The 17763-nt window shown below is 67.3% G+C and carries 20 protein-coding genes; 13 read left to right on the top strand and 7 right to left on the bottom strand.

Annotation, left to right across the window (positions count from 1 at the left end; translation table 11 throughout):
* The 7 genes from Q7514_RS26335 to Q7514_RS26305 form a co-directional block, all read left to right on the top strand.
* Nucleotides 1-977, top strand: a 977-nt coding sequence (locus Q7514_RS26335) for a hypothetical protein (RefSeq protein WP_330136207.1), incomplete at its 5' end; no start/stop codon positions are given.
* 28 nt (nucleotides 978-1005) lie between these two features.
* Nucleotides 1006-1665, top strand: a complete 660-nt coding sequence (locus Q7514_RS26330; protein ID WP_132474834.1) for a type III secretion system chaperone family protein — start codon at nucleotides 1006-1008, stop codon at nucleotides 1663-1665.
* 92 nt (nucleotides 1666-1757) lie between these two features.
* Nucleotides 1758-2405 carry a LemA family protein gene (locus tag Q7514_RS26325; protein WP_330136206.1) on the top strand — a complete coding sequence of 216 codons (648 nt, stop codon included), beginning with the start codon at nucleotides 1758-1760 and terminating at the stop codon, nucleotides 2403-2405.
* Between the two features lie 83 nt (nucleotides 2406-2488).
* Entirely contained in the window at nucleotides 2489-3028 is a 540-nt protein-coding gene (gene pyrE / locus Q7514_RS26320; protein WP_330136205.1) for an orotate phosphoribosyltransferase, read from the top strand.
* A 16-nt stretch (nucleotides 3029-3044) separates the two neighbouring features.
* Complete coding sequence (gene galT, locus Q7514_RS26315; protein WP_330136204.1) at nucleotides 3045-4106, top strand: galactose-1-phosphate uridylyltransferase; 1062 nt, start codon at nucleotides 3045-3047, stop codon at nucleotides 4104-4106.
* The gene (galK, locus tag Q7514_RS26310; protein ID WP_330136227.1) at nucleotides 4106-5218 is read left to right on the top strand and encodes a galactokinase; all 1113 of its coding nucleotides are present in this window, start codon (nucleotides 4106-4108) and stop codon (nucleotides 5216-5218) included. The genes galT and galK overlap by 1 nt, the downstream gene beginning before the upstream one ends.
* Before the next feature lie 25 nt (nucleotides 5219-5243).
* A complete protein-coding gene (locus Q7514_RS26305; protein WP_330136203.1) occupies nucleotides 5244-6035 on the top strand; it encodes a lysoplasmalogenase family protein in 792 nt (263 codons plus the stop codon).
* A 28-nt stretch (nucleotides 6036-6063) separates the two neighbouring features.
* Here Q7514_RS26305 and Q7514_RS26300 read toward each other — a convergent pair whose 3' ends face one another.
* Nucleotides 6064-6510, bottom strand: coding sequence for a hypothetical protein (locus Q7514_RS26300; RefSeq protein ID WP_330136202.1), 447 nt, complete (start codon nucleotides 6508-6510; stop codon nucleotides 6064-6066).
* Between the two features lie 89 nt (nucleotides 6511-6599).
* Between Q7514_RS26300 and Q7514_RS26295 the strand changes: the two genes are divergently transcribed.
* The 3 genes from Q7514_RS26295 (at nucleotide 6600) to Q7514_RS26285 (ending at nucleotide 9179) form a co-directional block, all read left to right on the top strand.
* Nucleotides 6600-7220 carry a hypothetical protein gene (locus Q7514_RS26295; protein ID WP_330136201.1) on the top strand — a complete coding sequence of 207 codons (621 nt, stop codon included), beginning with the start codon at nucleotides 6600-6602 and terminating at the stop codon, nucleotides 7218-7220.
* A gap of 131 nt (nucleotides 7221-7351) precedes the next feature.
* A complete protein-coding gene (locus tag Q7514_RS26290) occupies nucleotides 7352-7963 on the top strand; it encodes a TrmH family RNA methyltransferase (protein WP_330136226.1) in 612 nt (203 codons plus the stop codon).
* Between the two features lie 97 nt (nucleotides 7964-8060).
* Nucleotides 8061-9179: a glycoside hydrolase family 76 protein gene (locus Q7514_RS26285; protein WP_330136200.1), complete on the top strand. Its 1119-nt coding sequence runs from the start codon at nucleotides 8061-8063 to the stop codon at nucleotides 9177-9179.
* Between the two features lie 8 nt (nucleotides 9180-9187).
* Here Q7514_RS26285 and Q7514_RS26280 read toward each other — a convergent pair whose 3' ends face one another.
* A complete protein-coding gene (locus tag Q7514_RS26280) occupies nucleotides 9188-10081 on the bottom strand; it encodes a VTT domain-containing protein (protein WP_408016187.1) in 894 nt (297 codons plus the stop codon).
* 137 nt (nucleotides 10082-10218) lie between these two features.
* Between Q7514_RS26280 and fbaA the strand changes: the two genes are divergently transcribed.
* On the top strand, nucleotides 10219-11256 hold the full coding sequence (gene fbaA, locus Q7514_RS26275; RefSeq protein ID WP_330136198.1) for a class II fructose-bisphosphate aldolase: 1038 nt from the start codon (nucleotides 10219-10221) through the stop codon (nucleotides 11254-11256).
* A gap of 82 nt (nucleotides 11257-11338) precedes the next feature.
* Here the strand turns inward: fbaA and Q7514_RS26270 are convergent, their stop codons facing one another.
* Nucleotides 11339-12391, bottom strand: coding sequence for an Rv0361 family membrane protein (locus Q7514_RS26270; RefSeq protein ID WP_330136197.1), 1053 nt, complete (start codon nucleotides 12389-12391; stop codon nucleotides 11339-11341).
* Nucleotides 12392-12471: 80 nt separating this feature from the next.
* On the opposite strand from Q7514_RS26270, the gene Q7514_RS26265 reads away from it, so the two are divergent.
* Nucleotides 12472-12888 carry a DUF3151 domain-containing protein gene (locus Q7514_RS26265; RefSeq protein ID WP_330136196.1) on the top strand — a complete coding sequence of 139 codons (417 nt, stop codon included), beginning with the start codon at nucleotides 12472-12474 and terminating at the stop codon, nucleotides 12886-12888.
* Between the two features lie 34 nt (nucleotides 12889-12922).
* Nucleotides 12923-14017 (top strand): FUSC family protein, encoded by a 1095-nt coding sequence (locus Q7514_RS26260; RefSeq protein ID WP_330136225.1) that lies wholly within the window; start codon nucleotides 12923-12925, stop codon nucleotides 14015-14017.
* Between the two features lie 34 nt (nucleotides 14018-14051).
* On the opposite strand, the gene Q7514_RS26255 is transcribed toward Q7514_RS26260, so the two are convergent.
* Genes Q7514_RS26255 through Q7514_RS26240 form a run of 4 tightly spaced genes read right to left on the bottom strand, consistent with a single transcriptional unit; the run spans nucleotide 14052 to nucleotide 17698 of the window.
* Nucleotides 14052-14804, bottom strand: coding sequence for a hypothetical protein (locus tag Q7514_RS26255; protein ID WP_330136195.1), 753 nt, complete (start codon nucleotides 14802-14804; stop codon nucleotides 14052-14054).
* Nucleotides 14797-15576 carry an ABC transporter ATP-binding protein gene (locus Q7514_RS26250; protein ID WP_330136194.1) on the bottom strand — a complete coding sequence of 260 codons (780 nt, stop codon included), beginning with the start codon at nucleotides 15574-15576 and terminating at the stop codon, nucleotides 14797-14799. The genes Q7514_RS26255 and Q7514_RS26250 overlap by 8 nt, the downstream gene beginning before the upstream one ends.
* On the bottom strand, nucleotides 15573-16688 hold the full coding sequence (locus Q7514_RS26245) for a FecCD family ABC transporter permease (protein ID WP_330136193.1): 1116 nt from the start codon (nucleotides 16686-16688) through the stop codon (nucleotides 15573-15575). Before Q7514_RS26245 ends, Q7514_RS26250 begins: the two co-directional genes overlap by 4 nt.
* Complete coding sequence (locus Q7514_RS26240; protein WP_330136192.1) at nucleotides 16685-17698, bottom strand: ABC transporter substrate-binding protein; 1014 nt, start codon at nucleotides 17696-17698, stop codon at nucleotides 16685-16687. The genes Q7514_RS26245 and Q7514_RS26240 overlap by 4 nt, the downstream gene beginning before the upstream one ends.
* Between the last annotated feature and the right edge of the window lie 65 nt (nucleotides 17699-17763).

The raw sequence follows: 17763 nt of genomic DNA, 5'->3' as shown, positions 1-17763 counted from the left end.
GTACCTTGGGAGGGGCTATGACGATTCCGAACGATCCGCGTACACCGCAGGAACGTGCCTATCCGCACGACGAGCCGGGTGATGACGAGACGCGCGTACTGCACACCGACGATCCGACGGAGGCGTACGGCCGCCCGGTGACGAACCCGACCCTGGCGTACCCGCAGTACGATCCGCGCTTCGATTCGGCAGCGCCACCCCCGAACCCCACTCAGCAGCTCGGCGAACCCCTGGGGCAATACCCGCAGGGCCGGCAGCCGACCGCGCAGTATCCGACGGCCCAGTCCCCGGCTGCCCCGTACCCGACAACGCAGTATCCGACCGCCGAATACTCGCAGGCTCAGTACCCGCAGGGGCAGTACCCGCAGGGGCAGTACCCAGCGGCCGGCTACCCCGACGGTGGGCATCAACCGCCCGGCCCGCCCCCGCCCGGATACGGAGAGCCGGGATACGGACAGCCCGCCGAGCCCGAAAAGAAGCCACGCGGTCCGCGCTGGGGTGTCCTCGCCCTCGCGGTGATTGTGCTCATTGCTCTCGGCGGGATCGTCGGCTACCTCCTGAGCGGAAGCGGCGACGAGCCCGACACCACCGCGACAGGGCCGACCACCACGCAGGCGCAGCCACCGGCACCCACGACGACACCGTCGCCCGTTCCCGCGCCCGGCGCGACACCGGACCTCCCGCTCGACGAGCTCCCCGGCGGACTCGGAGAGGCCCTCGGCCAGACCGGTGCGGTCGTGGGATCGATCACCGCAAACGACGGCACCAGCATCACCCTCAGCGGTATCGGTGGGTCGCTCACCACGGTGCTGTTCACGCCGGAAACCCAGATCATCACGTTGAGGGGGTCGTCTCCGGAGGCGCTCGAGATCGGCGCGACCGTCGTCGCGACCGGCAGCCCCGTCGAGAACGGACAGATGACGGCCGAGACCGTCATCAGCGCGTCGCTCCCGTCGTTCGGCAGCCCGGGCAACTGAAGACGCTAGGCTGATCGCGATGACATTCATGTGGTTCGGTCTGGCGGTGATCGCGCTCCTGGGCGCGCTCGCTCTCCTGTACGTCGACCGCACGCGGAGGGAACAGTCCGGGCGCGTGCGGGAGATCTGGGCGCGCGCCCAGGGGTACAAGTACACCGACTCCGACGAGCGGCTGCCGTCCAACTGGCATCGCGCGGCGTTGGCGAAGCAGGAATATCTGGGCGCGATCGACGTCGTGCGCGGGGTCCGTCGGGGCGAGGAATTCATCCTGTTCGACATCGAGGAAACCGCCACGATCGTCGCGGTGCGCCGCAAGGTCGGATCCGACGTCGACATCGACCTGCGTCTCAAGTCGACTCCTCCGCCGAAGGATTCCGACATGAATCTGCTCGGGTCGATCGGCCCGCGCATCGTGTTCTCCACCGACCTCGAGATCGCCCGTCGCGTGTGCGACCAGCGGATGGTCTCGTTCACCCAGTCGATTCCGGAGCACGTCCAGATGCTGTGGAGTGAGGGTCCCTGGACGCTCGGTTCCATCCCGGTGGGAAGCAACGGGCGCGAATGGGATGCGGCAATCGAGGCCGTGGCGCGCCTGTCGGGCATCTTGCACGTCCTCCCGCCCGTCGTCGATCCCGACAACGTCGATCGCAGCTTCCACGATCCGGGACGCCCTTCCGCTCATCGCTGAACCCGGTAGTCAGGTCACGGTACGGACACACCCGGGCTGACACGCCGGATCCTTCGTCGTGCGAACCGATCGGGGTCTGTACATTTCTCGCCGTGACACCTGTGGCTCTGGTGATAGTTGTGGCAGTGGTGGCCGTTGCGCTGCTCTGGATACGGCTGGGGATGCGCCGATTGCGGACGCTTCGCACCCGACGCAGAGACGGCCTGCATCTGCTGCTGAACGAACTCGATGATCGCTACGATCTGATCCCCGCGCTCATCGCGGCGTCGGCGGGTGCCGGTGTCGAACGCAGCCGGATCAGCCCGGTCGTGGGAGCACGATCCCTCGCCATCGCGATGCGCGACCAGCGCATCGACCTCCCCGAACGTGCGGCCACCGAGAACGCGCTGTCGGCCGCACTGCACGAGCTCATCGGGGTCCTCGACGGAGTCAACCACTGGCCGTTCATCCGCGTCGCCCGCGAACTGCAGACCCGCGAGCAGCGCATTGCCGGCGCGGTCCGCGTCCACAACGATCTCGCGGACAAACTCAACTCCCAGGTGTCGAGTTTCCCGACGTCGTTGTTCGCGAAGCTGGCCGGAGTGCGGGCTGTCGCAGTGTTCGAGGTTCCGGCGGGTCTGGCGACAGAGACCGAGACTACGCCGGTGACCGAGGCTCCGGTGACCGAGCAGCAGGCCGAAGGACAGGCGCCCACCTCGGCCAAGACCGACGAGAAGGATTCGGGGACCGTCGCTGCCTGAGGCCCCACCGCCAGCGACTAGGCTCGCTTTCGCGCCGGTTCCGCCGCCGGTGGTGGTGAACGAGACGACGGTGAGGATGTGCGATGAGCGACCGCGACGAACTGGCTGCACTGGTACGTGAGCTGGCAGTAGTGCACGGCAAGGTGACATTGTCGTCGGGCAAGGAAGCCGACTACTACGTCGATCTGCGTCGCGCGACCCTGCATCACCGCGCAGCACCCCTCATCGGCTCGCTTCTGCGCGAACTCGTCGCCGACTGGGACTTCGACGCGGTAGGTGGCCTCACCATGGGCGCGGACCCCGTCGCGATGGCCGTCATGCACGCGCCCGGACGCCCGATCGACGCGTTCGTCGTCCGCAAGGCAGCCAAGGCCCACGGGATGCAGCGTCAGATCGAAGGCCCCGACGTCGTCGATAAGCGAGTGCTCGTCGTCGAGGACACGACCACCACCGGGAACTCGCCGCTCACCGCCGTCAAGGCATTGCGCGACGCGGGAGCGATCGTCGTGGGTGTGGCAACGGTCGTCGACCGCGCCACCGGAGCAGACGAGGTGATCGCTGCGGAAGGCGTCGAATACCGGTCGCTGCTGGGCCTCTCCGACCTGGGCCTCGACAACTCCTGACACCGTGACGCCACGGATGCGGCAGACCGTCACACAACTTGCGGACGGTCGCGGGCTGATCTTCTTCGACGACACCGAACCGTATGTCGGGGGAGCGGCCACCCGTGCCGCACACGACCGTCGTGAACTTCCGACGGTCGTGGCGGCGTCGGAAGTTCGCATCGACCCGCTCACCGGGGATCCGGTGACGTTCGCCGCGCACCGCATGGACCGCACGTTCCTGCCCTCGGTCGCGGAGTGCCCACTCTGCCCGACCCGCCCCGGTGCCTCCACCGAAATCCCTGCAGACGACTACGACGTGGCAGTCTTCGAGAACCGTTTCCCGGCGCTCTCCTCGGGCGGCGGCTCGACGGGCGGCCGCTGCGAAGTGGTGTCCTTCACCGCAGACCACGACGCCCGCTTCGCCGATCTCCCCGTGACGCGTGCCCGCACCGTCATCGACGTCCTCGCGTCCCGCACGGCGGCGTTGTCGTCGCTGCCGGGTGTACAGCAGGTGTTCTGCTTCGAAAACCGTGGTGTCGAAATCGGTGTGACACTGGAACACCCGCACGGCCAGATCTACGCCTACCCGTTTCTCCCGCCGCGGACGCAGACGCTGCTCGAGCGCGCCCGCGACCATCACGAACGAACGGGACGGTCGCTCCAACGCGACATCCTCGATGCCGAACGTCGTACCGGAACCCGCGTCGTGTGGTCGGGCGAATGGTGGACCGCGTACGTCCCCGCCGCGGCGCGGTGGCCGATCGAGGTGCACCTCGCACCGCATCGCGACGTCCCCGATCTCACCGCGCTCGTCGACGCCGAACGCGACGAACTCGCTCTCGCCTACCGCGGCATGCTCGGACGCGTCGATCGGTTCTTCGACGGACTCGACCGCGTCCCCTACATCGCTGCATGGCACCAGGCCCCCGTCGGCGACGGACGCGAGCACGGCCGGTTGTTCTGCCAGATCTTCTCGCTGCGCCGTGCCCCCGACAAGCTCAAATACCTGGCGGGCTCCGAATCGGCGATGGGTGCGTGGATCAGCGACACCACACCCGAGCGCATCGCCGAGCGGCTACGCGAGCTCGCGCCGTGATGGTATGCGACGACGCGTCGCGTGAGTTCACCGCGGCGTTCGGCGGCGACCCCGACGGCATCTGGTGTGCACCCGGTCGCGTCAACCTGCTCGGGGAGCACGTCGACTACGCAGGCGGCTTGTGCCTTCCGATGGCGATTCCCCAGGTCACGGTAGCCGCGGTGCGCCGTCGCACCGATGGGCGACTCCGCCTGCACAGCACCGGATTCGACGTCGTCGACGTAGAGCTGGGCGAACGTGTCGAGGGATGGGGTGCATACGTCGCCGGTGTGATCTGGGCGCTCGACCCACCCGATTTCCACGGAGCCGACATCGCGATAGCGTCGGAGGTTCCTGTCGGTGCGGGTTTGTCGTCGTCCGCTGCGCTCGAGGCGTCCGTGGCACTGGCGCTCGCCAACCTGTGCGGGCTTCCGGCCGACGACACAGGACGGAATCTGCTCGCGCGTGCGTGCGTGCGTGCGGAGAACGACTACGTGGGGGCGCCCACCGGCGGCATGGACCAGCAGATCGCCCTGCGCGGCAGGGCCGGCCACGCGTTGCTCCTCGACTGTGCCGACGGGCACGTCGAACACATCCCCGTCGACACCGCGGCAGCAGGCCTCACGGTGCTGGTCGTCGACACCGGGACAGGACACCGCCTCGTCGACGGACAGTACGGGTCGCGGCGGGCCGCAGTCGAGGAAGCGGCGCGACTGCTGGGTGAGCCCTTGCGCGAAGTGGAATCCGTTTCGGCACTGGACGACCCGATGTTGCAGCGCCGCGCGCGACACGTGGTGACCGAGATCGGACGCGTCCGCGTCGCCGCCGACGCACTGCGCTCCGGTCGCGTACGCGACCTCGGCCCCCTGCTCGACGCGTCGCATCGGTCTCTGCGCGACGATTTCGAGGTCAGCTGCGCCGAACTCGACAGCGCCGTCGATGCCGCGACTGCGGCAGGTGCTCTCGGAGCGCGTATGGTCGGGGGAGGCTTCGGAGGTTCGGTAATTGCGTTGTGCGAGAACGGCGACGTGCCGAGGATCGAAACGTCCGTGACCGCGGCGGCCGCGGCCCGGGGTTTTCCGTCGCCGGTGTTCCTGCACGCCACTCCGTCCGATGGTGCGCGCCGATGTTGACGCGCAACCCGGGTACTGTGCGCGCATGGGTTGGTTCACTCGGAACAAGTGGGGCGTGGAGCACGCCGTGTTCGTGGCCGCGAGCGCGGCGACGGTGGTCGGCGGTGTGCTCGGCAACGAGTCGGTGCAGAAGATCGCGAAGCCGCTGATCGCGCCATCGCTCGCCGTTCGGGTGCTGCGCCGCTCCCGCGACCTCGACCGCGCCGACACCGCACTGCTTCTCGCAGGCCTGACTGCCGCGACGGTGGGCGACATGTTCATGATCGATCCCGACGACGACAGTCGGATCCTGCGCGGGGCAGGGGCTTTCGCGGTGATGCAGACGTCGTATTCGACGTTGCTCGCCCGGCACGGTGCGCGTCCGACCCGCACCGCGGTGCTGCAGCGTGTGCCTGCGGTCTTGGGAGCTGCCGGTCTGCTCGGGTGGCGGAGCCGCTCGGTCGCGGCGCCGCTCACCGCGTACGGCACCCTGCTGGCGACCACCGCGACACTTGCCGCCGACCCGTCCCTCGCTCCCGGGGCGAAGACTTCCGGTGGTCTCGTGCTACCGAACGCCGACCGGCGCAGTTGGCCCGGCGCCGACCGGCGCAGTTGGCCCGGCGCCGACCGGCGCAGTTGGCCCGGCGCCGACCGGCGCAGTTGGCTCTGCCTCGGTGGGCTTGTGTTCACACTGTCCGACGGCACCATCGTCGAGCGCCGCACCCTGCTGAAGAACAAGTCCGCGCGAGCGGCGGCGGAAGGGTTCGTGCTCGCCACCTATGCGGCCGCGCAGCTGCTTCTCGTCGAGGGGATGCTGGCGCTCGGTAGGCGCACATGACCCGTCACGGGTAGGCGCAGATGACCCGTCAGGGGAAGATCAGGATCCGGGTGCGGTCGTCGGGGTCGACGAGCACCGACACCACCTGGCCGGCCACCAGTCGCGACAGGTCGCTGCGTCCGGCCTCGAATACCACCTTGCCGCTGTACGGCTCGGATCCGGGCACCATCAGATCCAGATCCAGTTCGGTTCGCTGCACGTCGCCGATCACGCGGCCGAGCGGCGTAGCGGCGCGGATCGTCGCCCAGCCTTCGAGGCCGTCGCGTTCGATCTTGCGGTCTTCGCGGGTGGTGCGATCGGCGATCAACATGCCCAAACCGAGCATTGCGCCGTACAGGCAGACCAGGAACATCACCTGGAACCCTTCGGTGCCTTCGGCGGAGTCCGGGTAGAAAAGGTTCAGCCAGAGTGACAGCAGAATCAGGTATCCGGTCGTGATGAACGCGACCGTGCGCAGGATGCGCTTGTGCTTCATGGGCCCTCCGTGTCCCAGCCTAGCGCGTGTCTGCGCTGCGGCTGCCGGTCGATAGAGTGGCATTTTCTGTGTTCGTCGGAGGGAACGGTGTGAACGTGCGTGTGTCGTGGGCTGCGGTTGTGTTGGGAGCTGTACTGGTGCTGAGCGGGTGCGGGGGGTCCGGCAACGAACCGGATGTCGCGGCCCAGGAGACCGCGACCACGACCGCGACCGCGACCTCCAGCGTGACTGCTGCACCGACCACGACCGAGGCCACCACGGAGGCACCGACCTCCGAGCCCGCTGCAGGGACGACGACCGAACCGGCTCCCGAGCTGCCGCCGACATTGGAGGCCGTCGCGTTCGAGCAGGGCGAGTCGTACTACTTCACCACTCCCGACGGCGCATTCGCGTGCGGCATCGTGCAGCTGCCGGGCCGCACCGAAGCGGGCTGCGAGGGCGTCACCGACCCGGTGCCCCCGCAGCCCGAGAGCTGCGTCGTCAACTGGGGCCACGGGATGCGCGTCGTCGACAGCGGTCCCGGTGAGTTCCTGTGCTCGGGTGGGCCCGTCTACCTTCCCGTCGAGGGTTCTGCGGAGGTGTTGCCCGCGGGGTCACGGCTCTCGCAGCTCGGGTACACCTGCGAGACCACCGAGGCCGACGTGACGTGCACCAACGACAGCACCGGGCACGGATTCACCGTTGCATCCGGCTCGAACGAGACGTTCTGACTGTGTCGGCGAAGGAAAGGTCGGAGGAGACAGTGCCGGACCGAGAAGGGCCGGACCGAGAAGGACCGGACCGAGAGCAGGACCCGCTCGCAGTTCCCGGCCCCACCGAATGGGGCGAACATCCGCACGGCATGGGGCCGTGGACCGACGAGTTCGGAACACCCCCTCCGACCGACCCGAAGTACGATCCCGAACTGCTCGAACACGGAGACCGGCGCAACGTTGTCGACGCCTACCGATACTGGACGCGCGATGCGATCGTCGCGGACATCGACACCCGCCGGCATCCGCTGCACGTGGCGATCGAGAACTTCGCGCACGACGCCAACATCGGCACGGTCGTGCGCACCGCCAATGCGTTCGCGGCCGCCGCCGTCCACATCGTGGGCCGGCGGCGCTGGAACCGCCGCGGTGCCATGGTCACCGATCGATACCAGCACCTGCAGCATCACACCGACGTCGATGCGCTCATTCGTTGGGCTGCCGAGCACGATCTGACCATCGTCGCCGTCGACAACACCCCCGGCTCCGTGCCGCTCGAGACAGCAGAACTGCCCCGCAACTGCCTGCTGTTGTTCGGGCAGGAAGGGCCGGGCGTGACCGAGCGGGCACGCGAGGTGGCGGCCATGACGGTATCGATCGCACAGTTCGGTTCGACCCGCTCCATCAACGCAGGGGTCGCGGCAGGAATCGCGATGCACGCCTGGATCGGCCGACACGCCGACCTCGACCGTGCCTGGTAGTCATCGGGCCTCGAAGTAACGCCCGCTCGAGCTGCGTGGATGTATCATCGCGGGCCGTGTGGCCACGCCGCTGCTGTGGGACGAGGAAGATTACTGCATGCCAGAAATGTGGGCCGACCGGGCGGATGCAGCCGAGGCTGCGGTCGTGGGCAGACACGTGCGCCGACTCTGGGGACTACCCGGCACCGAACTCGGTGTCGTCGGTTGGCCGGCGACGAGACGCGAGCGCATCTTCGGTTCGTGGCACTACTGGTGGCAGGCCCACCTGATCGACCTCGCCGTCGACGCGGCGGAGCGGCAGGCGAAGGCCGGCGACGGCAGTGCGCGCAACCGACGCCGTGTGGTGCAGCTGACGCGCACTCACCGCATCCGCAACATCACAGGCTGGACCAACAACTACTTCGACGACATGGCCTGGCTCGGCCTGGCGCTCGATCGCGCCCAGCGGCATCTGGGCGTGGACCGCGGCGCTGCGATCACGACTCTCGTCGGCGAACTGCACGATGCGTGGCAACCGGAGCAGGGCGGGGGGATCCCGTGGCGTCGGGGAGACTCCTTCTTCAACACTCCCGCCAACGGTCCGGCAGCGCTGCTGCTCGCGCGGTCGGGCAAGCTCGAGCGCGCGCAGGAGATGGCCGATTGGATCCACGACCGTCTCGTCGACCCGGATACCGGGCTCGTCTTCGACGGCATCCGCCACGGTGTACTCGAGCGCGCCGTCTACTCGTACTGTCAGGGAGTGGTGCTCGGAGTCGAGACCGAACTCGCGACCCGATGCGATGGTCCACGTCATCGAAACCGGGTGCATGCACTCGTCGACGCCGTCGACAACGAACTCACCGAACGCAGCATCATCACCGGTGGCGGGGGAGGCGACGGTGGACTGTTCAACGGCATCCTCGTGCGCTATCTCGCGATGGTCGCGACGACCCTGCCGGTGCAGGACTCCGACGACGTGCGAGCACGTGCCACGGCCCGCCGCATCGTGCTGGCTTCGGCCGACGGGGCGTGGGAGAACCGCCTGCAGATCGAAGGGCTGCCGCTGTTCGGGCGGGACTGGACCCAGCCCGCCAGACTCCCCGGCTCGTCGGGCACGGTCGCGCAGTTCACCGCGGGCACGGTGCGCGCGTCGTCGATCGCGGAACGCGACCTGTCGGTGCAGCTCGGTGGGTGGATGCTCATGGAAGCCGCACACGCGGTGGTGGCGTCTCCCTGAACTGCGTGTTATCGCCGGTTGTTCGGATCCGAGTTGAACGCCGGGATCGGCGTGGTCGGGGCCGAGGTCTGTGCCGGCGACTGACTCGGGATCGGGGTGGTCGGAGTGTGGTCGGCGCTCGACGGTGCAGCGGAAGATTCGGCCTGCTCCGACGCGGCTTGCTCCGACGCCGCCTCGTCCGACACGGCGTTCTCGGCCCCGGCCTTGCGCGACGCCAGGAAACGCTTGCCGACCTCGCTGATGATCGGGAGCACCGACACGAACACGATCAGCAGGAAGATGTAGTCGACGTTCTCCGCGATGAACGAGATCTGCCCCAGCAGGTAACCGAGCAGTGTGACGCCGGCACCCCACACGATGCCGCCGATCACGTTGTAAGTGATGAACACGCGATAGGGCATCTTCGCCGCGCCCGCCACGAGGGGCGCATAGGTGCGGACGATGGGAACGAACCGGGCAAGGAAGATCATTGCGGGACCGTGCCGCAGGAAGAATCGGTGAGATTCGTCTATGTACTTCTTCTTGAACAGCTTCGCGTCGTCGTCCTTGAACAACTTCGCGCCGCCCTTGGTGCCGATGAAGTATCCCACTTGATCGCCGAGAATCGCCGCGATCGGGATCGTCACCATGAGCACCCACAGCGGCGCGAACGGCTCGACCTCCGCCGATTTCGACGCGGCGATCAGGCCCGCGGTGAACAGCAGCGAATCACCGGGAAGCAGCGGGAACAGCAGACCCGACTCGATGAACACCACCAGGAGCAGACCGACGAGCATCCAGGTGCCGAACGAGTTCAGCAGGTTCACGGGGTCGAGGAAGCCCGGCAGCAGGGCCAAATTGGTCACAGATTCCGAGGCTTCGACAAAATTCACGATCTCCAGAGTACCGACGTGCACGAGCACCCTCGAATCGTGATGATCCGGCGGGGTTACCGACCCGAGTATCCAACCGCCGCCCCTATTGACATACTGCAAGGACAAAGGGCACCTGCCACACCCGAGCGGGTAGCCGATCCACTCTCATCTGGAGGACAGCCGCTGTGCCTATCGCGACTCCCGAGGTCTACGCCGAGATGATTGCCCGCGCCAAGGAGCACTCCTTCGCATTCCCGGCCATCAACTGCACCTCGTCCGAAACCATCAACGCTGCGATCAAGGGCTTCGCGGACGCCGGCAGCGACGGCATCATCCAGTTCTCGACCGGTGGCGCGGAGTTCGGCTCGGGCCTCGGTGTCAAGGACATGGTGACCGGCGCGGTCGCTCTGGCCGAGTTCGCGCACGTCATCGCTGAGAAGTACGACGTGACGATCGCCCTGCACACCGACCACTGCCCCAAGGACAAGCTCGACGGCTTCGTCCGCCCGCTCATCGCGATCTCGAAGGAGCGCGTCGACGCCGGCAAGAACCCCCTGTTCCAGTCGCACATGTGGGACGGATCCGCCACCCCGCTCGACGAGAACCTCGAGATCGCTCAGCAACTCCTCGCCGATGCGGCGGCCGCGAAGATCATCCTCGAGATCGAGATCGGTGTTGTGGGCGGTGAAGAGGACGGCGTCGAGAACGCCATCAACGACAAGCTCTACACCACCGTCGAGGACTTCGAGAAGACCGTCGACGCGCTCGGCGCAGGCGAGAAGGGCCAGTACCTCCTCGCCGCGACCTTCGGCAACGTGCACGGAGTATACAAGCCGGGCAACGTCAAGCTCAAGCCGGAAATCCTCGACCAGGGCCAGAAGGCCGCGTCGAAGAAGCTGGGTCTCAAGGACGGCTCGAAGCCGTTCGACCTCGTCTTCCACGGCGGCTCGGGTTCGCTGAAGTCGGAGATCGACGAGGCGCTGAGCTACGGCGTCGTGAAGATGAACGTCGACACCGACACCCAGTACGCGTTCACCCGCCCGATCGCGGCACACATGTTCAGCAACTACGACGGTGTGCTCAAGGTCGACGGCGAGGTCGGAAACAAGAAGGTCTACGACCCGCGCAGCTACCTGAAGAAGGCCGAGGCGGCGATGACCGCTCGCGTGATCGAGGCGTGCAACGACCTCAAGTCTGCGGGCCGCTCGGTCTCTGCCAAGTAATCGATAGTACCGAAGAAGGGCGCCGGCTCGAGCCGGCGCCCTTCTCGTCGTTCGGGTCGGTGCAGGTATGGGGACTGCGCAGCTACTCGCTGCACACCTTCCACTCGTCGCCCTGGAGCGCGAGGTCGAACGTGCGCGCCGTGACATCCGACGGGTCACCCATCGGATGGGCAGTGACCTCGGCGATCGCAGTGTCGTCGGTGATCTGCACCTTGTCGATACTCGACACGACCGGCACGGAACCCTGTTCCACAGCCAGCGCGTGAATGCTGTCGAACTCCTCGGGGGCGACCGTCGCATAGAACTCCGCCAGCCCGCCGCACGTCGAATTCTGGAGTGTCTCGAGGTCGCCTGCGCTCAGCGCCTGCACAAACTCGTCGATGCTCGCGCGAATGTGAGAGTCGGGAGAGCTGTTCTCCCGGTACTGCAGGAACGCGATGACAGCGACGACGGCGATCACCACGACAGCGGCGGCGCCGGCGACGATCATCCACCCCGTGCGGCCCTTTCGCGGGGACGGAGGAATCCGGGTCGGTGCCGGTGTGGGCTGGAACGGTGCAGGCTCCGACCGTGGCGGCTCGGGCACGCGCGGCGCGATGCGTTGCGGCTCCGCTTTCGGAGCGTGGCTCCGGACGGGGATCTGAGTCGTGGGTGCCTCGGACGGATCCGACGCCTGCGGCTCGGGCTGCTGAGTCTCGTCCGTCCGCTCGGTCTTGTCGACGATCGGCATGGCCACCGTCTTCGCCTCGGCGGGATCCGGGGTCTTCTCGACGATCGGCATAGCGACCGTCTCGGCATCGGCAGGATCAGGTTCGGCGGTGTCGCCGGTCTTTGCCGATACGACCGGCGCAGTGTCGTCGGGCTCGACGTCTTCCGACGTGTCGTCCGACGGAGTTTCGTCCGAGGTGCCGTCGACTTCGGGGGTGTAGTCCGCCTCGTCGGTGTCCTCCACTTCGCTCTCGGCTGCCGCAGCGTCGTCTGCCTCGCCATCCGAGGACTTCTCGTCTGCTACTTCGGGTGCTGGCTCCGACGCGTCGACGTCGTCGGGCGTGTCGGCCGGTCCGGTCTCCGAAACCTCGCCTGCGGACGATTCCGTCGAGTCTTCGGTCGGGTCTTCGTTCTTCGGGTCCGGCACGTGCTGCACCTCGTTCGGCTGGTGGGTGTTTATGCCGGGAGCCTATCGAGGCTCGGCGAGCGAAGGGCAGAATGGGCGCCATGACCTCATTCGGTGACCTGCTCGGACCCCAGCCCACCCTCCTCCCCGGCGACGACGAAGCGGAATCGGATCTGCTCAACCACAAGAACCCGGCGGAGGTCGCGGCAGAGCATCCGACCGCATCGATCGCATGGGCGTACCTTGCGGAAGCAGCCCTCGACTCCGGCGAGACCATCGCCGCATACGCGTATGCGCGCACCGGTTACCACCGTGGCCTCGACCAGTTGCGGCGCAACGGGTGGAAGGGCTTCGGTCCGGTGCCCTACAGCCATGAGCCCAACCGGGGTTTCCTGCGATGCGTGGCCGTGCTCGCGCGGGCAGCGAAGGCGATCGGTGAAGCGGACGAGCACGCACGTTGCCTCGATCTGCTCGAGGACTGTGATCCCCGCGCGGCCGAGGAACTTGGCGTCGAGTAGGTCGTTACCCACCCGCGACGACTTCCGCAAGAATGTGCGGAAGTCGTCGCTGCGACTCCGCTCTTCCGCGCTGCCGATCGTGCAATGCGCGCTCGCTGCCGGTATCGCCTGGTGGGTTGCGACAACACTGATCGGCCACGCGCAGCCGTTCTTCGCGCCGATCGCCGCTGTGGTGTCCCTGGGGTTGTCTCTGGGGGCGCGACTGCGCCGCTCGGTCGAGCTCGTGTGCGGCGTGACCGTCGGGATCGGTATCGGTGACCTGCTCGTGTCGCAGATCGGGAGCGGCCCCTGGCAGATCGCCTTGGTGGTGGCGATCGCCATGGCATCGGCAGTAGCGCTCAACAGCGGGCCGATCTTCTCGATGCAGGCCGGCAACTCGGCCGTCCTGGTGGCAACACTGATCCCTCCCGGCGGCACGGGCGGCATCGACCGGATGGTCGACGCCCTCGTCGGCGGCCTGGTGGGGATCGCCGTGGTCGCGCTGATTCCCACCCACCCCGTGCGTCGCGCGAGGAAGAACGCCGCGGACATCCTCAAGACCGCCGCCGAAGTTCTGCGGAATGTCGAGACCGGCCTCGTCGAGAACAATCCGAAACCCATCGAGACTGCACTGCGGCAGGCCCGCGACACACAGTCCGCGATCGACTCCATGCGGAGCAACCTTCAGGGCGGCCACGAGATCAGTCGGATCTCCCCGCTCTACTGGAACAGTCGTCCGCGACTCGCGCGGTTGACTGCCGCCGCCGACCCCATCGACAACGCGATGCGCAATATCCGTGTCCTCGCGCGACGGTCGCTGACCTTGGTTCGTGACGACGAGATCCTCGATTCCCGGCTCGTTCTCATCGTCGATGAACTTGCTGATGCGGTCGAGGTGCTACGCCAGATGGTGCTCGCCGAACCCGGCGATCAACCCGATTCGGCGGAGGCCGCCCGTGTGTTGCGCAGCGTTGCCAGGAAGATGAGCCCGGAACTGATCGAAGGTGCCGGGGTGTCGGCGACAGTGGTGTTCGCGCAGATGCGATCTCTGCTCGTCGACCTGCTGCAAACGGCAGGACTCAAACGCATCTCGGCACTCGCAACATTGCCGCCGACGGTCGAGAACCCCGCGTACCCGCCGGAGAAATAGGCGGTGTCCGCGGGGTTCTCGGAGCGCACCAGGGCTACACGGTCTCCGCGGCGCGCTGCCGCAGCATCGAGAGCCTGTCGGCAGGAGTGTGGCGAGGACAGCTCATGCACTTGCTCCCGCCGGTCGCGATGTAGATCAGGCAGCACGATCCTCGCCTGACGAACCGTTCGGAACGACCTCCGCTGTCGATGTCTACGAATCTCGGCGTCAACATCGGTCCGACGGCCAGTGACTCGGCGAGCTCACATGCCTCCTCTACCCTGCCGAGTTGTCGGCCGACCGTGAGGGCCCGGCCCGCGACGGAGTCCGTCGCGATCGCCCACAGCGCACGGGGCGAGGCGCCCGACACCGCGGCCAGCGCCGAGATCACAGACGTGTGCGCAGCCGCGAGTGCCTCCGCATAGACCTCGGAGCCGTGCACTGGCCGCGACGAACGCACCGCGGCGAGATAGCCGTTCTCACGCAGTGCGCAGCGCAGGCGGTTCGGGTCGGGTTCGGGTGCGATGCCCTCGGTCAGCAGCATCGCGGCGGGCCCAGCTACCAGCGTGGAACTCGCCGAGTACCACCACAACGTGCCGTTGACGCGGGCGTCGTCGCAGCCCCACCGCACTCCGGTGTCGACAACACGCTCGGCGAGCCACTCAGGGTCGGTGAGAAGTGAGCCGGGGAACTCGTCGAAACCTGCGAGATCGACGGTGTGCGCGAAATCGCCGAGCACCACCCGAATCCGGCTGTACGCGGCCTCGATGTCGAACAGGCTGCTGTCACTCAGCCTCCTGTCATTCATGGACGAGTCCCAGCAGGTCGAGGACACGCCGGCCTTCGACGGAGCGCAGGACACCCCGCACACCGAACACCTCGCCGAGCAACTCGGGGGTGAGTACGTTCTCAGGCGTGCCGACATCGACCACGTGCCCGGCGTGCAGTACCGCCATGCGGTCGCAATACTCTGCCGCGAGACGCATGTCGTGCAGTGTCACCAACACTGCGAGCCCATCGGCCGCCAGTTCACGCAGCATCTCGAGTACACCGAGCTGATGACGGAGATCGAGGTGATTGGTCGGTTCGTCGAGCAGGAGCACCTCGGGTTTCTGTGCGAGCGCACGCGCAATAGACACCCGTTGACGTTCACCGCCGGACAACGTCGCGACGTCCCGGTCGGCGTGCGCGGTGAGCGATACCCGCGCCAGAACCGATTCGACCACGGCGTCGTCCTCGGACCGGAACGGCTCGAACCATCCGCGCTGCACGGACCGGCCGAGCCGGACGGATTCGCGCACCGTCACCCCACCGAATGCCACGGGCTCCTGTGAGCTGACCCCGATGGTGCGTGCCACGTCCCGTCGACGCATCGAGTGGATGTCGTCGTTGTCCAGCAGGATCGCCCCGCCGCTCACCGACAACGCCCGATAGCAGGTGCGCAGGAGTGTGGTCTTGCCGCTGCCGTTGGGGCCGACGAGCGCGAGCACTTCTCCGGGTGCGACGTCGAGGTCGACGCCCCAGAGGACCTGTCGATCGCCGAGCCTGGCCTCGACGGCGGACGCCTGGAGCCGGGTCACGAGGTTGCCCGACCGTATCGGCGCCACAGCATGGCGATGAAGATCGGCCCGCCCACGAGTCCGGTGACCACCCCGATGGGGAGTTCGGTGGTGTTGCTCACCGACCGGGCGACGATGTCGGCGAGTACGAGCGCCAGAGCACCGAGCAGTGCAGCAGTCGGGATGAGGCGTGCCGCATTGCGGCCAACGAGATAACCGGCGACGTGCGGGACCAGCAGGCCGACGAACCCGATCGTGCCGGATACCGCGACGGCCGCGGCCGCGAGCAGCGACACGGCGAGCAGGATCAGCACACGGAAGCGGGGAACGTCGATTCCCAGCGCGGTGGCGCCGTCGTCGCCGGTGAGAAGCAGATTGAGCTGACGACTGCACAGGATCACCGCCGCACCCACCACGACGAGGACGACCGTCGGTGAGATCAGCGTCGTCCAGGTGGCGTCTCCGAAACCTCCGGCAAGCCACTGCATCACGGTGCCGAGTTGGTGAACGTCGCCGACCACGAGCAGGACGAAGGTGATCAGTGATGAGAACACCATCGACAGCGCGACCCCGACCAGGACGATGGCGGTGACCGAATGCGCACGCACACTCACCACGATGGTGGCGGCGAGAGGGATGAGCGCTCCGATGAACGCGGCCAAGGGCAACGTGAAGATCCCGAGGGCGCCGGCGCCGAGCCCGAGGACCGTCACCGTGGCGACACCGAAGCCGGCTCCCGACGAGACACCCAGCAGGTAGGGGTCGGCGAGCGGGTTACGGGTCGCCGCTTGCGCCACAGCGCCCGCGATCGCGAGCGCAGCCCCCACCACGGCGGCGGTCAACGCGCGGGGGAGGCGCGATTCGAAGACGATCGCGTCGCGGGTTGCGCTCCACCACGGATCCCCCATCATTGCCTCGAACGGTGTGGGAGCGATCCGGTGGCCGACGATCGCCCACACGTCACCCAGCGGAATGGTGACCGTGCCGAGCGACACCGCAACCACGATGGCGAAGGCCAGTCCCACCGCGAGTGCCGTGAGGACCGACCACAGTGAGCGATGGCCGGGCGCGCTCTTCTCGACCGGCGTCGGCGCCGATGCGGTATGCATCGGTGCCTCGGTCACGGCACTCATACGTCGAAGGCCTCGGGATGCAGCCCGCGCGCGATGGTCGTGGCGGAGGTGGCCATGCGGGAGCTCTCGAAGAAGTCGTCGAGGGGGACCACGATGAATCGATCGTTCTGCACCGCGGGGGTGGTCATCATGATCGGGTGGTTCTTCAGGAACTCGATCTTGTCGTCGGCGCTGGTGGAGCCGTAGTCGAGGACCACGATGGCCTCGGGCTGCCGCTCGCCGACCACTTCCCAGCTGGTCTCGAAGTAGGGCTTGGGGCCTTCGGACGTGACGTTCTCGGCTCCTGCGTACTCGCCGATCAGGTTGCCGATGCCGACGCCGCCGACCGACAGCGGCGCAGCTTCACCGGAGTCGTAGAAGAACGTGCGAACGGGCTGCACATCGGCGGCATCCACTCGATCGCGAACGGTGTCGAGTTCGGAGGTGATGCGCTCGGTCAGTGCGGCGGCTTCGTCCTCGGCGCCGAGGATCGAGCCGAGCTGCGCAAAGTCGTTCTCGAGCAGTCCGATGTCGGGGAATCCGGCGCCGCAGTATTCGGAGAACAGGAACGTACCGATGCCCGCGGCTTCGAGACTGTCGCGAGCGAACCCGTTCTTCTCGTCGAAGGCGCTGCGCATGCCGCCGACGATCAGGTCGGGTTCGAGGTCGAGGACCTGTTCGGACGTCGGATATTCCTTGGCGAGCGACGGAATCTCGGCGAACTGTTCGGCGGTCTCCGGCAGCGGATCGGATTGTTCGCCGTAGCCCATGCCCACGATCCGGTCGCCCACACCCATCTGGATGAGTGTTTCGGTGACGTGATCGTTCATGGAGATGATGCGTTGCGGGGGAGTGTCGAAGGTGGCGGTGCGTTCGCAATTGGTGATGGTCACCGGTTCCGCAAAGGACTCGGCCTCGGCGTTGTCGGTGGTGGCGGTACCGCGGGAACACCCGGCCAGTAGCACTGCTGCGGCGGCGAGAGAGGTGAACGCGACGATGTGACGGCGTGCTGGACGGACATGGAGGAGCATGGGACCTCGTGCTCTGCTGGGGTGGACCGGAGCAGATGTCCACCAGGGCAGCGTGGTCCCGGATC

Source organism: Rhodococcus artemisiae, from assembly GCF_036327795.1.
Taxonomy (GTDB): Bacteria; Actinomycetota; Actinomycetes; order Mycobacteriales; family Mycobacteriaceae; genus Rhodococcus; species Rhodococcus artemisiae.
This window is presented reverse-complemented; position numbering and strand designations above follow the sequence as displayed.

Excerpts from the sequence above, each read along its gene's own strand:
- Q7514_RS26240 (WP_330136192.1), bottom strand. The coding sequence starts at position 17,698 with ATGCTCCTCCATGTCCGTCCAGCACGCCGTCACATCGTCGCGTTCACC.
- Q7514_RS26305 (WP_330136203.1), top strand. The coding sequence starts at position 5,244 with ATGGGTTGGTTCACTCGGAACAAGTGGGGCGTGGAGCACGCCGTGTTC.
- Q7514_RS26255 (WP_330136195.1), bottom strand. The coding sequence starts at position 14,804 with ATGAATGACAGGAGGCTGAGTGACAGCAGCCTGTTCGACATCGAGGCC.
- pyrE (WP_330136205.1), top strand. The coding sequence starts at position 2,489 with ATGAGCGACCGCGACGAACTGGCTGCACTGGTACGTGAGCTGGCAGTA.
- galK (WP_330136227.1), top strand. The coding sequence starts at position 4,106 with ATGGTATGCGACGACGCGTCGCGTGAGTTCACCGCGGCGTTCGGCGGC.
- Q7514_RS26285 (WP_330136200.1), top strand. The coding sequence starts at position 8,061 with ATGCCAGAAATGTGGGCCGACCGGGCGGATGCAGCCGAGGCTGCGGTC.
- Q7514_RS26290 (WP_330136226.1), top strand. The coding sequence starts at position 7,352 with ATGGGGCCGTGGACCGACGAGTTCGGAACACCCCCTCCGACCGACCCG.
- Q7514_RS26245 (WP_330136193.1), bottom strand. The coding sequence starts at position 16,688 with ATGAGTGCCGTGACCGAGGCACCGATGCATACCGCATCGGCGCCGACG.
- galT (WP_330136204.1), top strand. The coding sequence starts at position 3,045 with ATGCGGCAGACCGTCACACAACTTGCGGACGGTCGCGGGCTGATCTTC.
- Q7514_RS26300 (WP_330136202.1), bottom strand. The coding sequence starts at position 6,510 with ATGAAGCACAAGCGCATCCTGCGCACGGTCGCGTTCATCACGACCGGA.
- Q7514_RS26330 (WP_132474834.1), top strand. The coding sequence starts at position 1,006 with ATGTGGTTCGGTCTGGCGGTGATCGCGCTCCTGGGCGCGCTCGCTCTC.
- Q7514_RS26265 (WP_330136196.1), top strand. The coding sequence starts at position 12,472 with ATGACCTCATTCGGTGACCTGCTCGGACCCCAGCCCACCCTCCTCCCC.